The organism is Tardiphaga sp. 839_C3_N1_4, from assembly GCF_051811045.1.
Lineage (GTDB): Bacteria > Pseudomonadota > Alphaproteobacteria > Rhizobiales > Xanthobacteraceae > Tardiphaga.
Genome location: NZ_JBPWQD010000001.1, coordinates 1,353,493 through 1,368,495 on the forward strand (window position 1 = coordinate 1,353,493; position 15,003 = coordinate 1,368,495).

Consider the following 15,003-nt stretch of genomic DNA (forward strand, 5'->3'; position numbering starts at 1 on the left):
GTCATTACTGTTTGTTGACATTTCTTTGCAAAGGTCGGCCCAAACCTGAAAATCTAAACAAAATCTGAAACAGGCTCGCGATGACCATGGCTGCTGTGATGGAAACACCTGTGGCGATGGCAACTGCGAGCCGCATCGCACGCGTCGACGTCATCAGCGATTTTAGCGCCGCCGAAGCCATCTGGCGCAACCTTGAGACCTCCGAACAGCTCTCCACGCCCTATCAGCGCTTCGACTTCCAGTCGGCCTGGCAGACCCATATCGGCGTCCAGGAAGGCCTGAAGCCCTTCATCATCATCGCCTATGACGCCGCGCAGCAGCCGCTGATGTTGTTGCCGCTCGCCGTCAGCCGCGAAAACGGCATGCGCGTCGCCGGCTATCTCGGCGGCAAACACGTCACCTTCAACATGCCGCTATTCCGCCGCGACTTCGCGGTGCAGGCAACAAAGGCAGATATCGACGCCCTGCTGCGGGGAATTCAAAAGCACACCGAGACGGTCGACGTCCTCGCGCTGGTCCGCCAGCCCAAAAGCTGGATCGGCATCGACAATCCACTCGCGCTGCTGCCAAGCCAGGCCTCGACCAATGATTGCCCGGTGCTGAAGATGGTGCCCGGCGAAGCGGCGACCGATCGGATCAGCAATTCGTTCCGCAAGCGCCTGAAGACCAAGGAAGGCAAGTATCGAAATCTTGCCGGCTATCGTTACATGCACGCGAAGACGGAGGCCGAGGTCAAGCGCGTGCTCGACGCCTTCTTCGCCATCAAGCCGCTGCGCATGGCCGAACAGAACCTGCCCAACGTCTTCGCCGAGCCCGGCGTCGAAGCCTTCATCCGCCAGGCCTGCACGACGCCCCGCGCGGATGGTTACACCATCGATATCCACGCGCTGGTCTGCGACGACGAAATGATCGCGATGTTCGCCGGTGTCGCCGACGACAACCGCTTCTCGATGATGTTCAACACCTACACCATGTCGGAGAATGCGAAATACAGCCCCGGCCTGATCCTGATGCGCACTATCATCGATGCCTATGCCGAGCGCGGTGTGACCTCGCTGGATCTCGGTATCGGCGGCGACGACTATAAGCGGATGTTCTGCAAGGATGACGAGCCGATCTTCGACAGTTTCGTGCCACTCACCACGCGCGGCAGACTCGGCGCCGTGGGCCTGTCGTCCTTCGCCCATGCCAAGCGGATCGTGAAGAAGACACCAGCCTTGCTGCAGATGGCGCAGATGCTGCGCCACGCGTTTCAGCGGTAGGAGGCTCGGCCTTCCTTACCTCTCCCCGCAAGCGGGGAGAGGTCGAAACCAGAGCGAAGCGAAGGTTTCGGGTGAGGGGCGGCCAGTGAACCTCACGAACTCCCCCTCACCCGGATTACTCGCTACGTTCGCAATCCGACCTCTCCCCGCCCGGCGAAGCGAAGCTTCGCTAGGCGGGGCGAGGTAAGTGAGCATTACGCCGCAAACACGCGGCCGCCGGGTCCGACCGGGTCGTTGGCGGGCGGCGTTGAGCGCAGCATCTTCACATCCGCAAAGCCCACGGCCTTGAGCTGTTCGGCCATCAGCTCGCGCGCATCCATGCTCATGGTGACTTCCGGCACCACCACGGCGCGGGCCTGATCGGTCAGAAGTCCCGCCGGCAGATCGGCCGCGGTGCCGGCATCCAGCAGCACGTGGTCATAGACGCGCAGCAGCGCATCGAGCGCCATGGTCAGGCGCGGTGACTGCAACAGCGAGCGATCGGCGCCGGCGCGGCCAGCCGCCACTATATGCAGGCCCGACATCCGGTCCTTGGTAATGATCTGGCCGAACGAGGCCTCGCCCAGCATCAGTTCCGCCAATCCGGGCGCACGCGGATCGTTCGACACGGCTTCCAGCGTCGGCGACGACGAGGCCAGATCGACCAGCACGACTTTCGCGTCACGCGACAGGATGCGCGAGAGCGTCAGCGCGGTGAGCGCAATGTTGTCGTTATGGCCGGTGCCGAGGATCGTGATCTTGCGCGCCGATTTTCCAGCCGCACGAAATTCCTGCGCAAGCTGCTCGATCTCGCTCACGCCAGCCGCCAACTCGGGATGGGTGTCGCGCACCACGGGCTGCGGCGCGGCAACCGGAGCCGGCTCAGGCACGATGGGCGGTGCAACGACAGTTTCCGGCTCACGCACGGCAGCAGGCACCTGATCCACGAACGGCTTGAACGCCGGCTCGGTGACGCGGGCCTGCGCGACCGGCGCCATTGGTGCAGCACCGCGCGGTGCGGTCATGCGCAGCAGCTCGCTCGTGACGATGCCGCCCGCCGTGAGCATCAGCGTCGCCAGCGTCGCGATCAACACGATCGGGAGTTTCTTCGGATAGGCCGGCGTGTTGGAGACGATGGCGCGGGAGATGATGCGACCATCGGTCGGTGCCGCCTCGATATTCTCACGCGTGGATGCTTCGCGGTATTTCGCCAGATAGGATTCGAGCAGATCGCGCTGCGCCCTCGCCTCGCGCTCCAGCGCCCGCAACTGCACATCCTGTCCGTTGCTGGATGTTGCCTGGCGCTTCAGCTGTTCGAGATTGTTGGTGAGGCCATCGACGCGGCCGCTGGCAATGCGCGCATCGTTCTCGAAGATGCGCGACAGTTTGGCGGCCTCGTCACGCAATTGCTTGTCGAGATCGCCGAGCTGCGCCCGCAATTCCTTGATGCGCGGGTGATTGTCGAGCAGCGTCGAGGACTGTTCGGCAAGCTGCGCACGCAGCGTCACGCGCTGCTCGGAGAGCCGGCGGATCAGGTCGGAATTCAGCACTTCCGAGAATTCGATCGGCTTGCCGGTCTGCAGCATGTCCTTGATGAGCCGCGCCTTGGACTCGGCGTCGGACTTCAGCGAGCGCGCATTGTTGAGCTGGCTGTTGATTTCGCCGAGCTGCTGGTTCGAGAGCGACGTATTGTTGGTGCCGATGAACAGGCTGGACTTGGAGCGAAATTCTTCCGCGCGCGCTTCCGCCTCGACGACCTTCTTGCGCAGGTCATCGATCTCGCCGGACAGCCATTGCCCGGCCGATCGCGCCTGATTCTGCCGCGCGTTCTGCTGCATCACCAGATAACCGTCGGCGATGGAATTGGCGACGCGCGCGGCAAGTTCAGGGTCACGCGACTGAAATTCGACGACCATGACGCGCGACTTGTCGACCGCATAGGCCGTCAGACGCTCGTAATAGGCATCGAGCACGCGCTCTTCGGGCGTCATCGAGAACGGATCGCGGCCAATGCCCATCAGGCCGAGCAGCGACCGCCAAGGCTGTGCGCCCTGCAACACCGGATCGAATTCCGGGCGTTCCGCGAGCTTGTTCTTCTTGATGATCTCCCGGGCAAGATCGCGCGACAGCAACAGCTGCACCTGGCTGGTCACGGCTTCCGCATCGAGCGCGGTGCGCTCTTCGTTGCGCTCGCCGCTCGGCCGCAGGAAAACGTTTTCACGCCCGTCGATCAGGATGCGCGCTTCGGACTTGAAGCGCGGCGTGATCAGGTTGACGATCACGAGCGAGCCTATCAGCGCCATCAGCGTCGGAACGAGTATCCACATCTTGCGGCGGACAAGCGCCTGCCACAGCGCGCGCAGATCGAGGTCGCCGAGATCGGGCGCCGGCGCAGCGTTCACACGCTTTGCTTTCTTCTCGGTATTTTTGCGTGAAACCGGGTTTGGCATGGTTGGCGCCTTGATGGCCCGTTCGACCGACGCATCGCCCTTGCCTGCACGCCAGAATGCCAAACGCATCGCCTACCCCACCCAAACGCCACAGCGTCTACTCAACGGAATCGATTAAAGACGATTAAGGTTGCCGTGCGGTTAATTGGCAGGCTGATACCAGGACGTTGCAGCGGAAGCCTGAATCCACACGTTTTTTTAACGACGAAGCCTCTTATTGGATTCAATTGCTTCAGGGATTTTCCGATGTGCGTTCCAGCTCCCGGCGACGCCCTCCTCGTCAGCGAATGCCGATTCTGATCATGAGCGCACCTTCGGACAAGCCGCTTCGCATCCTGCACGCTGTCCGCGCGCCGGTCGGCGGCATCTTTCGCCACATCATCGATGTCGCCAACGGCCAGGCCGATCGCGGCCATGAAGTCGGCATCGTCGCCGACAGCCTGACCGGCGGCGACCGCGCCCGCGATGCACTGGCCGAGATCGCCCCGCGCCTGAAGCTGGGCACCTATCGCCTGCCGATCCACCGCGAGCCACATCCGGGCGACGTGCTGGTCTGGATGCAGTTCATGCGCCTCGTCAGCCGGCTGAAGCCCGACGTGCTGCATGGCCACGGCGCCAAGGCCGGCGCCTTCGTGCGCCTGAAGGCAAAGTCGAACAGCGTCATCCGCATCTACACGCCGCATGGCGGTTCGCTGCATTATCCGCAAAATACGGCGAAAGGCGCCTTCTACAGCCGTCTCGAACGCGCTTTGATGAACCGCACCGAACTGTTCCTGTTCGAGAGCGCCTTCGCCCGCGACACCTATCAGCGCATGATCGGCACGCCGTCAGGCCTCGTGAAATGCGTGTTCAACGGCGTGACATCGGGCGAATTCGATCCCGTCGAGCCCGCCGATGACGCCACCGATATCTGCTATGTCGGCGAGTTCCGCCGCATCAAAGGCGCGGATCTGCTGGTCGATGCCGTCGCGCGCCTGCGTGCCGATGGTCAGCCCGTCACCCTGACGCTGGGCGGCGACGGCGAAGAGACCAACGCATTGAAGGCTCAGATTGCGCGCCTCGGTCTCACCGACGCCGTACGCTTCATCGGCCACGTCAAACCGCGTTACGGCTTTTCGAAAGGACGCCTGCTGGTGGTTCCATCGCGCGGCGACTCGATGCCCTATGTCGTGATCGAGGCCGCCGCCGCCGGCGTTCCGATGATCGCCGCCAATGTCGGCGGCATTCCGGAAATTTTCGGATCGCACACCTCCGCCTTGTTCCAGTCGAACAATGTCGACGCCATGGCCACCGCGATCAAAACTGCTCTCGATGACATAGCCGCTGCGCGCGCCCGTGCACAATTGCTCCGTGAGCGCATCGCGGAACATTTCTCGCAGGATGCGATGGTCGAGGGCGTCATCGAAGGCTATCGCAGCGCATTTGCGAAACGTTAACTCTCCTTAACCTGTAACCAAATCTTCCGATTTGTCCGGTAATTCTCACGAAAAGCGGTAGGCTTGACGTGTGACATCGCACGCCAGCGCAACAACGGACATTTCACCTTGGACCCGATCAACGCACGCTCAATGATCGACGCGGCCGCGACGGACGCGCCCGGCGAACGCCGGTTTGAACGTCGTCGCAGACTGACGCCTGCCGCGCTCGCCGTCGCCGATCAGAAGGTGCGCGCCGCCTATTCACCGGTCGTGATCACCGGCGTCGTGCGCGTGGTCGATTTCCTGATGCTCAGCATCATCGGCATTGCGCTCAACCTGCTCTATGTCGCGCCAGAAGCTGGTTTCAGATGGGAATACTTCGCCGCGATCGTCGCGATGGCTGCTGCTGCTGTGGTGTGTTTCCAGTCTGCCGATATCTATCAGGTGCAGGTGTTCCGCGGCCACATCAAGCAGCTCACGCGCATGATGTCGGCATGGGCCTTCGTGTTCCTGCTATTCATCGGCGTCTCGTTCTTCGCCAAGGTCGGCGGCGCGGTGTCGCGCGTCTGGCTGTCTTCGTTCTTCTTCGTCGGCCTGTTCGCCCTGATCGCGGAACGTGCCGTCGTGCGCGCGCTGATCAAGCGCTGGGCGCATCAGGGCCGTCTCGACCGCCGCACCATCATCGTCGGCGCCGATTCCAATGGCGAGACGCTGATCAGGGACCTCAACGCCCAGGAAGATTCCGACATCCAGATCCTCGGCGTGTTCGACGACCGTAACGACAAGCGCTCGATGGACACGATCTCGGGCGCGCCAAAGCTCGGCAAGGTCGATGACATCATCGAATTCGCGCGGCGCACCCGCGTCGATCTCGTGCTGTTCGCGCTGCCGATCTCGGCCGAGACGCGCATTCTGGAAATGCTGAAGAAGCTGTGGGTGCTGCCGGTGGATATCCGCCTCTCGGCGCATACCAACAAGCTGCGCTTCCGCCCCCGCTCCTATTCCTATCTCGGCAAGGTGCCGACCCTCGACGTATTCGAGGCGCCGATCACCGACTGGGATCTGGTGATGAAGTGGCTGTTCGACCATATCGTCGGCGGCCTGATCCTGCTCGCTGCATTGCCCTTCATGGCGCTGGTGGCCATCGCCATCAAGCTCGACAGCCCGGGCCCGGTGCTGTTCCGGCAGAAGCGCTTCGGCTTCAACAACGAGCGCATCGATGTCTTTAAGTTCCGCTCGCTCTATCACGACCAGGCCGACCCGCTGGCCAAGACGGTCGTCACCAAGGGCGACAAGCGCGTCACCCGCGTCGGCCGCTTCATCCGCAAATCCTCCATCGACGAATTGCCGCAGCTCTTCAACGTGGTGTTCAAGAACAACCTGTCGCTGGTCGGCCCACGCCCCCACGCCGTTCAGCAGAGGGTGCAGAGCCAGCTGCTGGACGAGGCCGTCGACGGCTATTTCGCTCGTCACCGCGTCAAGCCCGGCATCACGGGCTGGGCGCAGGTCAATGGCTGGCGCGGCGAAGTCGACAGCGAGGAGAAACTGCAGAAGCGCGTCGAGTTCGATCTCTACTACATCGAGAACTGGTCAGTGCTGTTCGACGTCTACATCATGCTGAAGACGCCGGTTTCAATGCTGACCAAGAACGAGAACGCGTACTGAGGCTAATCTGCAGCCTCTGCCCTACACCTCTCGTCAACCCTGCCTGCGTAGAGTGATGCCGCCATGAGCACTCACGCGACTGCCGATCATTACATCGCCTCGCCCGCGGCGCCTCCCGCCGTGGTGACGCTGCAGCGTGCGCTGCTGTGGGCGATGGGTTTTGGCGGCGCCATCGTGTTCATCGAGCCGAGCCCCTTTGAGATCGCCACCCTGACGGCGATGGTCGTATTCTTTGCGTCGGGCTTGCGCATGCGGCTGGTGTTCATGCCGCTGCTGCTCATGCTGTTCCTGGTCAATCTTGGCTACACGATCTGCGCGGCCTATCTGCTCGACAAAGCGCCGATCGTGAACTGGATCCTGACCTCCTGGTACATGGCCATCATGGCGATCTTCGTCGCGCTGGTGATGTCCGAGGACACGCTGGCGCGCATCGATCTGTTGCGCCGCGGCCTGATCGTCGGCGCACTGGTGGCATCGCTGGCCGGCATACTCGGCTATCTGCATCTGATCCCCGGCGCGGAGATGTTCACGCTTTACGGCCGGGCCGCCGGCACGTTCAAGGATCCCAACGTGCTGGGTGCGTTCCTGGTCTTGCCGGCGCTGTTCTGCCTGCAGAGCGTCGTCAGCGACGGCTTCGGTCGCTCGCTTCGCAGCGCCATTGCGCTCGGCATCATCGCGCTGGCCGTCCTGCTCGCTTTCTCCCGCGCCGCCTGGGGCCTGCTGGCGATCACCTCGGCCTTCATGCTGATGCTGATGGTGCTGACCAGCCAGTCCAACAAACAGCGCTCGCGCATCATCATCATGGCGCTGGCGGCCGTCGCCGTCGTGGCGGTGGTGATCGTGATCCTGCTGCAGTTCGACTTCATCGCCGACATGTTCAAGCAGCGGGCCTCGTTCGATCAGAAATATGACGAAGGTCGTTTCGGCCGTTTCGGCCGGCATGTACTCGGCGCGCAGATGGCACTCGATCTGCCCTTCGGCATCGGCCCGCTGCAATTCACGCGCTTCTTTCCGGAAGACACCCACAACTCCTATCTCAACGCCTTCATGTCCGGCGGCTGGATTTCAGGGGTGTGCTATCCCGCGCTGGTGTTCATCACGGCCTTGCTCGGCTTTCGCTACATTTTCGTGCGCGTGCCGTGGCAGCGCGCTTATCTCGCGGTGTTCGCTGCGTATCTCGGCACGGTCGGCGAGGCCTTCATCATCGACACCGATCACTGGCGCCATTTCTGGATGATGCTCGGGATCATGTGGGGCATGTTCGTCGCCACGCAGCAACATATGGCCACGGCGCAATTGCGTGCGGCGTCCGGGCAGCCAGGCAGCGTCTGACAAGCTCACAAACGAAAACAGCCCCGCTTGCGCGAGGCTGCTTCGTTCAAACCATTTACGTCCGTTAGCGAACGATCACAGTCTTGGTACGCGAACCGCCGCGATCCCAGCCGTGATGGCGGTGACCGTAGTCGCGACGACCGTAGTCGCGGCGGACGTAGGCGCGGCTCTGGCGATAGCCATGGCCGCGATGATAGCCACGATCCTGATGGTGATAACCACCGCCGCCGATCTGCACATTGATGCCCTGCGCAGACGCGGGGCCTGCAGGTGCTGCGACATAGAGAACGGCCGCAGCCGCCAGCAAAGCCAGTTTCTTGATCATGACAATTTATTCCTTCCTTTAAAAGTATCGCGGGACAAGCCATTACCGCCCGGAAGGTTCCGCACGAAATGAGCACATCGACACAGGGCCCGCGCGTGTTCGAGCCGTGCCCGATTCTCTTGTGATTTGCGATGGACATCCATCATCACAGGGAACATGCGAGGAACTGAGCTGTTCTCTTCGCATGACACAGCAAACAAAGAATCGCGCCTTCGACAAGCAGCCGAAGTCCGATCAGAAGATTTCGCCGGCTGGCCCGCACGACAAGCCGGAACTGACCGACGAGGCAAGACGCCTGGCAGCGGCGTCATGCCCGATAAGGATCACAAGGAAGTCGAAGGCCCAACGGGATGACCGAGATCGGTCATCATGCCGTCACGCACCATCGTTAGACATTTATTAACCTTCTCGACTCACTGTGGAGTCAAGGAAGCGCAGACCGGATGTACGTCTGCGTTTGATGGCTCGGAGTTCGCTCCGGGCCATTATCTTTTTCTGGACCCGCATAAGCTGCGAGATGATCGACGATGCATGCGCATCTCGCTTTGGGTTGAAACGCGTAACGCTGAACGCCGCTCGCTGATCGAGCGACATCATTCGTTCCCCCATCGCGGCAAAATTTGTGGTCGATATGCCATGAATTGGAACTGAACCTTCAAAACACCGACACGTTGACTTCCCGACACGAAGGAGAAGCAGCATGAAGAAGACAGCACTTATTCTTGCCACCGTCGCTGCCGTCGGCGCGGCGTCGATCGCATCGAAACCTGCAGAGGCCCGTGGCGGCCGCGGCGCCGCGATCGGTCTTGGCATCGCTGCCGGCGCATTGGCGGCCGGTGCCTATGGCGGTTACGGTCCCGGTTACGGATATGGTTATGGCCCGCGCCATTACGGCCCGCGTTATGCCTACGGTCCGCGCTATGGTTACGGCGACGGCTACTATGGCCGTCCCCGCTACTATCGCAGCTACGGCTACTACTAACCGCAGCTAGCTGAATCGAAAAAGGCCCGGAGCATTGCTCCGGGCCTTTTTTCGTCACCATCATTCAGCACTCGCGCGCATCGCTGCTGCGTCGTCACTCACCGCAAGTGCTTTAGCTGCGCAGTGGCCTAGATACCAAACAGCCAAACAGCCGTGATGGTCGCCACCACCGCTAACCCGCTGATGGTCCAACCACCGTAGTAGCCGATATCATCGTCATGCCTGACCTCCGACGGACCATCTGCGGTATGCCAGTGACTTGCCATGCGAGCCTCCTGTTTTCAGGATAATCGGCCCGATGACCAAGAGTTCCATTGGCGCAAAAAAGACACGTCGGCGCCACCTGCCTGGCCGCCCTTAGGCGACATCGGATTCGTGGCCACCGGCCATCTGTGGCCAAAGGGTCACGACGGCAAGGATTCATTAAGCAGTGCGCCCAGGGCAATTGACGGAACCCGGAGCCGGGAGAAGTCTCATGTTTTCAGCGTAGAGTAGATATTATGTTAGAGATTATTGTCCTCGGCTTCCTCGTTTGTGCAACAGCTTATGTCGGGCTTCTCTGGTTCGCCGGACGGAAAGACGATGTGATTCACGGTGATTTCGTCGAACCGAATTCATAAGGTCTGCGTCGCGAGAGCTTGATCGAGGCCGCCCAATCGAGGCGGCGACGCTCGCAAGCGAGACTTCTAATATCTTGGAATCATTTGGAAAAATGGTCGGAGCGAGAGGATTCGAACCTCCGACCCCTAGTCTCCCAGACTAGTGCGCTAACCGGGCTGCGCTACGCTCCGATGGGGCATCGTGTAGCTTCGATCCGTCCGAGGCGCAAGAAGGCTGAGCGGATTGAAACGGATTGGTTGTGGGGCGGCAACTAGCCGTCCTTCATCGCCGTATCGAGCGCCCGGCGCGCCGCCAGCAGCTCCTCGAGCACGGCTTCGAGCCGTTCGCGCTCCAGCCGGCGCTGCGGGCTCGGCCTTGGGCTCGGGACCGCAGCCGGTCTTGCGCTCTGCACCGGAGCCGACATTGCCGGTTCGGGCCGTGCCGCAACAGGATTTGCCAATACGGGATTTGCCCGCGACGGCGGCCGCGGCAGCTGTGGCTCCACGCGTGGCGACGCCGACGTCATCGGGGGGGCGCGGCGGGCGGCGACGGGAGCAGCAGCTTCCTCCTCGTCTTCTTCCTCCTCAGCCTCTTCGTCCTCACCCTCTTCGCCGCCGTCCTCGTCGCCCTCTTCTTCCTCGTCCTCGGCGCCTTCGGCGTCAGCTTCCTCTTCGGCTTCTTCCTCGATCTCCTCGTCGCGTTCTACTTCGTCCTCGGCCTCTTCTTCCTCATGATCCTCTTCGATCACGGGACGCTTTGCCTGGACGCGCGGCGCGATGGCGGCAGACGTCGGCGCGAAGCTCGGCGCAGCGTGGCCGTCGACCAGCCCCTGCACCGACTTGATACCGTTCTCTTTCAGGATTCGTTGCACGCCGCGGATGGTATAGCCTTCGCCGTAGAGCAACCGGCGGATGCCGCGCAGCAGATCGACATCGTCCGGGCGATAATATCGCCGACCGCCGGATCGCTTCATCGGTTTGATTTGAGTGAACCGCGTTTCCCAGAACCGCAGAACATGCTGCGGTATATCGAGATCGTCAGCGACCTCGCTTATGGTTCGAAACGCATCCGGCGCTTTGTCCAAGTGCAGGATCCCTGTGGTTCGCCCTGTGGTTTCTACTCGTCGTGATCTTTACCGTTGCCAACTGCGGTACTGTCGCCATTGATCCGCTGTTTCAGGATCGCCGACGGCTTGAATACCATCACCCGCCGCGGCGAGATCGGTACTTCTGTGCCCGTCTTCGGATTGCGGCCGATGCGCTCGCCTTTTTTGCGCACCATGAATGAGCCGAACGACGACAGCTTCACTGTCTCGCCCTTCTCCAGACAATCCGTAATTTCTTTCAAAACCAGTTCAACAAACGCGGACGACTCCGTGCGCGAGAGACCTACCTTTTGGTAGACCGCTTCGCACAGATCAACGCGTGTGACTGTTTTTCCCGTGCCCGTCATCGCCTGCCCCAACTACTCTCGGCGAACCAAATTCGCGTCAGAAATTAGGAGGTTAACGCGCTCCGGTCAACAGTCACCATCGATGCAAAGGCATGGAAAATCATGACAATTTGAGATGTTGTCGATCTGCACCATCACCAGCGAATGAGCGCAGAGCCCCAGGTGAAGCCGCCGCCCATGGCTTCGAGCAGCACGAGGTCGCCCTTCTTGATGCGGCCGTCATTGACCGCCACCGACAATGCGAGCGGAATCGACGCCGCCGACGTGTTGCCGTGAAGGTCCACGGTCAGCACCACCTTTTGCGGTGCAATATGCAGTTTATGCGCCGACGCGTCGATAATGCGCTTGTTGGCCTGATGCGGCACGAACCAGTCGATGGTTTCGGCGCTGGCGCCGGTAGCTTTGAATGCATCGACGATCACGTCGGTGATCATGCCGACCGCATGTTTGAAGACCTCACGGCCTTCCATGCGCAGGTAACCCACCGTCTGCGTCGAGGACGGGCCGCCATCGACGAACAGCTTTTCCTTGTGCCGGCCGTCCGAGCGCAGATGCGTGGTCAGCACGCCGCGATCGCTGGCTTCGCCGGGCTGGGTCTGTGCTTCCAGCACCACCGCACCGGCGCCATCGCCGAACAGCACACAGGTTCCGCGATCGGTCCAGTCGAGAATGCGCGAGAAAGTTTCCGCGCCGATCACCAGCGCGCGCTTGCCGGCGCCGGTGCGCAGCAGGCTGTCGGCAGTGGTCAGTCCAAAGATGAAGCCGGAACACACAGCCTGCAGGTCGAACGCCGCGCCGTGCGTGATGCCGAGCGCGTTCTGCACCGCAACGGCGGTCGCGGGGAACGTATTGTCCGGGGTCGAGGTCGCCAGCACGATCAGGTCGATCGACTGCGCGTCGACGCCGGCATTGGCCAGCGCCGCCTGCGCGGCCTTGATCGCCAGATGCGAGGTGAACTCGCCGTCGGCAGCGATATGGCGCTGCTTGATACCGGTGCGCTGGACGATCCACTCGTCCGACGTGTCAACCTTGGATGCCAGTTCGGCATTGGTCAGGATCCGCTCCGGCAGGTAAGAGCCGCAGCCGAGCACGACCGAACGTATCGCAGTCACGAGACAGCCTCCTGCGCAGCCGGGCTCGCAGGGAGCGCTTGGCCGTCGCGGTTGAGCATTTGATTGATCTTGGTGAGAAGGTCGTAGCGGACCATGTCGTAACCGACATCCACCGCATAGGCGAAACCGTCGGCATTGGTGCCACCGTGGCTCTTCACCACGATGCCGCGCAGGCCGAGAAACACCGCGCCGTTGGACTTGTTGGGATCGACCTTGTCGCGCACCGCCTTGAAGGCGTTCTTGGCGAACAGATAGCCGATACGCGAGCGCCAGGTGCGGGCCATGGCATTGCGCAGATATTCGGCGAACTGGCGCGCGGTGCCCTCCGCCGCCTTGAGCGCGATATTGCCGCTGAAACCTTCGGTGACGATCACGTCGGCATCGCCGCGGCCGATGCCGTCGCCCTCGACGAAACCGATGAATTCGAGCTGCGGCAGATTGGCCGTGCGCAGCAGTTCGGCGGCATCGCGGATTTCGTCGCCGCCCTTGATTTCCTCGACGCCGATATTGAGCAGACCGACCGTCGGCCGCGCCAGATCGAACAGCGCGCTGGCCATGGCGCTGCCCATCACGGCGAGCGTCTTCAGATGGTTGGCGTCGCCGCCGATGGTGGCGCCGAGATCGAGCACCACCGAGTCGCCGCGCGTGGTCGGCCAGATCGCGGCGAGGCCCGGACGTTCGATACCGTCGAGCATGCGCAGGCAAAAGCGCGCCATCGCCATCAGTGCGCCAGTGTTGCCGGCGGAGATCGCGACATCGGCCTCATCCTTCTTCACCGCCTCGATCGCCAGCCACATCGACGAGACCTTGCGGCCACGGCGCAGCGCCTGGCTCGGCTTGTCATGCATGCTGACGGCAACGTCGGTATGGATCACCTTCGATACGGCCTTCAGTGCCGGATGATTGGCGAGTTCTTTCTCGATCAGTGCGCTGTCACCGAACAGCAGGAACTCACTGTCAGGATGCCGGGTCAACGAAATCGCGGCGCCGGGAATGACCACCGATGCGCCGATGTCGCCACCCATGGCGTCTAGCGCGATGCGAACCTTTTTCGGCATGGACGTTCCGGAAACCTGTCTCTTGCGGCCTGTGACGCTCGTGGCCGCGGACGAAGTCTGCCGCATTTGGCAGCAGACGGCGAAGTTATGGCATTAACCCGATTTCGGCCGGGGACAATAGCGTTTCCGTGACCCGATACAACATCTTGACCGGGCGCTTTTGTCCCGTCAGCCGCACCGGGCGTGGAATCGGACCCCGGTCTCAGCCCTTCCCGGGCTTTTTGGATTGGGGCGTCTCAGGGGCGGTTTTCAGCGCTTTCAGGGCCGCAAACGGATGCTCTTCCGGGTCCGGAACCTCCACCAGCGGCTCGAATACGGCATCTGGCTTACGGGGATACGGGTCCAGCCCCAGAAACAGCGCGTCGGTCGCCAGTTTGCCGAGGTCGATCAAACCGTTTTCGATCGGCTCCGGCGGATCCGGGGTCTCCTCGTCGCTCTCCACGTCCTCGTCCACCGATTCGGCGAGTTCGCGAATCTGCGATGGCGGCGCGAAAATCACGTCGATCTCTTCCTCGAAATCGGCCGGCAACGGGTCCAGCGTCACCACGCAGGTCTGCTCGACCTTGCCCCAGATGCGACCGGTGACATGCACCGTACCGCCCTTGACGGGGTTCAGCAGGAGTTCGCCTTTCACGGCGCCCACGCTGACGAGGCCACCGAGTTCGGCGATCCGCTTGCGCTCCTCGGGCGTGGCCTCGATGTCGCGCGCCAGCCCCGTTTCCGGGATCTGGATCACGGCGATGGGCACGCTCCAGGGCGGCGTGAGATCCACGGTGCGGTCGGGTTTGTTCATGTCGTTACCAAGGTCTCCGCAGGCGACGGGAAATGCCACGCGCCTGATGTCAGTGTCGTTGCATCCAGCGTGCCCAGACGGGCATTCGCCGCTTCGACATAAACAGCGAGACGCCGGGCGTTCTCGATGTCCATGCCACTATAGATATTCTTCGACAGCGCCGCCGCCAGAGGCTCCCTGCCCGCGCCAAGCGCTGCGTCATAGGCGCCTGTCCGGCCGTAAAACGCATCGCCGAATTCCCGCATTTTCTTCGGCACCTTCATATCGCTGGTGCCGAGTTCGCGCAGGTTATCGTCCATATCGCTGCAGAACCTGTCGAAAAGTCCCTGCGACGACTCATCCTTCGGGTTCAGCCGGCGCAGCACCAGCCACAGGTGCAGCAGCAACATATCGAAACGCCCGTTTACCGTATCCGGTGCTCCCAAGTCCCGATAAAACAAGGGTTCTCGCGCCTGCGCCACGATCATGCCATAGATGGCTTCAATGGTGCCGCGCAACGGCGCCGGGGGCTTTCTGAAGTGACTGAACGGCCAGACCATCTTGGGTTCCTCAGGCGGGCCCCTCGGGCACGCGCA

14 protein-coding genes and 1 tRNA gene are annotated in these 15,003 nt (G+C 62.0%); 5 read left to right on the forward strand and 10 right to left on the reverse strand.

The window, feature by feature from the left end; all coding sequences use genetic code 11:
- Nucleotides 1-80: 80 nt before the first annotated feature.
- Entirely contained in the window at nt 81-1,262 is a 1,182-nt protein-coding gene (locus tag AB8A38_RS06825) for a GNAT family N-acetyltransferase (RefSeq protein ID WP_439085468.1), read from the forward strand.
- 194 nt (nt 1,263-1,456) lie between these two features.
- Here the strand turns inward: AB8A38_RS06825 and AB8A38_RS06830 are convergent, their stop codons facing one another.
- Nucleotides 1,457-3,760, reverse strand: a complete 2,304-nt coding sequence (locus AB8A38_RS06830) for a GumC family protein (protein WP_439085469.1) — start codon at nt 3,758-3,760, stop codon at nt 1,457-1,459.
- Nucleotides 3,761-3,993: 233 nt separating this feature from the next.
- Here AB8A38_RS06830 and AB8A38_RS06835 point away from each other — a divergent pair, with 233 nt between their 5' ends.
- From AB8A38_RS06835 to AB8A38_RS06845, 3 genes are all read left to right on the forward strand, one after another.
- Nucleotides 3,994-5,127 (forward strand): glycosyltransferase family 4 protein, encoded by a 1,134-nt coding sequence (locus AB8A38_RS06835; RefSeq protein ID WP_439085470.1) that lies wholly within the window; start codon nt 3,994-3,996, stop codon nt 5,125-5,127.
- Between the two features lie 108 nt (nt 5,128-5,235).
- Nucleotides 5,236-6,774 (forward strand): undecaprenyl-phosphate glucose phosphotransferase, encoded by a 1,539-nt coding sequence (locus tag AB8A38_RS06840; protein ID WP_439085471.1) that lies wholly within the window; start codon nt 5,236-5,238, stop codon nt 6,772-6,774.
- Nucleotides 6,775-6,837: 63 nt separating this feature from the next.
- Complete coding sequence (locus AB8A38_RS06845; protein WP_439085472.1) at nt 6,838-8,106, forward strand: O-antigen ligase family protein; 1,269 nt, start codon at nt 6,838-6,840, stop codon at nt 8,104-8,106.
- A gap of 64 nt (nt 8,107-8,170) precedes the next feature.
- Here AB8A38_RS06845 and AB8A38_RS06850 read toward each other — a convergent pair whose 3' ends face one another.
- On the reverse strand, nt 8,171-8,431 hold the full coding sequence (locus tag AB8A38_RS06850; RefSeq protein WP_315841819.1) for a hypothetical protein: 261 nt from the start codon (nt 8,429-8,431) through the stop codon (nt 8,171-8,173).
- 700 nt (nt 8,432-9,131) lie between these two features.
- Here AB8A38_RS06850 and AB8A38_RS06855 point away from each other — a divergent pair.
- Nucleotides 9,132-9,413 carry a hypothetical protein gene (locus AB8A38_RS06855; protein ID WP_439085473.1) on the forward strand — a complete coding sequence of 94 codons (282 nt, stop codon included), beginning with the start codon at nt 9,132-9,134 and terminating at the stop codon, nt 9,411-9,413.
- 128 nt (nt 9,414-9,541) lie between these two features.
- Here AB8A38_RS06855 and AB8A38_RS06860 read toward each other — a convergent pair whose 3' ends face one another.
- The 8 genes from AB8A38_RS06860 to AB8A38_RS06895 form a co-directional block, all read right to left on the reverse strand.
- Nucleotides 9,542-9,679 (reverse strand): hypothetical protein, encoded by a 138-nt coding sequence (locus AB8A38_RS06860; protein WP_158596804.1) that lies wholly within the window; start codon nt 9,677-9,679, stop codon nt 9,542-9,544.
- Between the two features lie 447 nt (nt 9,680-10,126).
- Nucleotides 10,127-10,204 (reverse strand) — tRNA-Pro (locus tag AB8A38_RS06865).
- 80 nt (nt 10,205-10,284) lie between these two features.
- The gene (locus tag AB8A38_RS06870; protein ID WP_439085474.1) at nt 10,285-11,097 is read right to left on the reverse strand and encodes a MerR family transcriptional regulator; all 813 of its coding nucleotides are present in this window, start codon (nt 11,095-11,097) and stop codon (nt 10,285-10,287) included.
- 32 nt (nt 11,098-11,129) lie between these two features.
- The gene (locus AB8A38_RS06875; protein WP_120290178.1) at nt 11,130-11,465 is read right to left on the reverse strand and encodes an integration host factor subunit alpha; all 336 of its coding nucleotides are present in this window, start codon (nt 11,463-11,465) and stop codon (nt 11,130-11,132) included.
- Nucleotides 11,466-11,599: 134 nt separating this feature from the next.
- Nucleotides 11,600-12,577: a beta-ketoacyl-ACP synthase III gene (locus AB8A38_RS06880; protein WP_068730934.1), complete on the reverse strand. Its 978-nt coding sequence runs from the start codon at nt 12,575-12,577 to the stop codon at nt 11,600-11,602.
- On the reverse strand, nt 12,574-13,635 hold the full coding sequence (gene plsX, locus AB8A38_RS06885; RefSeq protein WP_120290180.1) for a phosphate acyltransferase PlsX: 1,062 nt from the start codon (nt 13,633-13,635) through the stop codon (nt 12,574-12,576). The genes AB8A38_RS06880 and plsX overlap by 4 nt, the downstream gene beginning before the upstream one ends.
- Before the next feature lie 202 nt (nt 13,636-13,837).
- Nucleotides 13,838-14,428 (reverse strand): YceD family protein, encoded by a 591-nt coding sequence (locus AB8A38_RS06890; RefSeq protein ID WP_439085475.1) that lies wholly within the window; start codon nt 14,426-14,428, stop codon nt 13,838-13,840.
- Nucleotides 14,425-14,967, reverse strand: coding sequence for a ubiquinol-cytochrome C chaperone family protein (locus AB8A38_RS06895; protein WP_439085476.1), 543 nt, complete (start codon nt 14,965-14,967; stop codon nt 14,425-14,427). The genes AB8A38_RS06890 and AB8A38_RS06895 overlap by 4 nt, the downstream gene beginning before the upstream one ends.
- Nucleotides 14,968-15,003 lie beyond the last annotated feature (36 nt).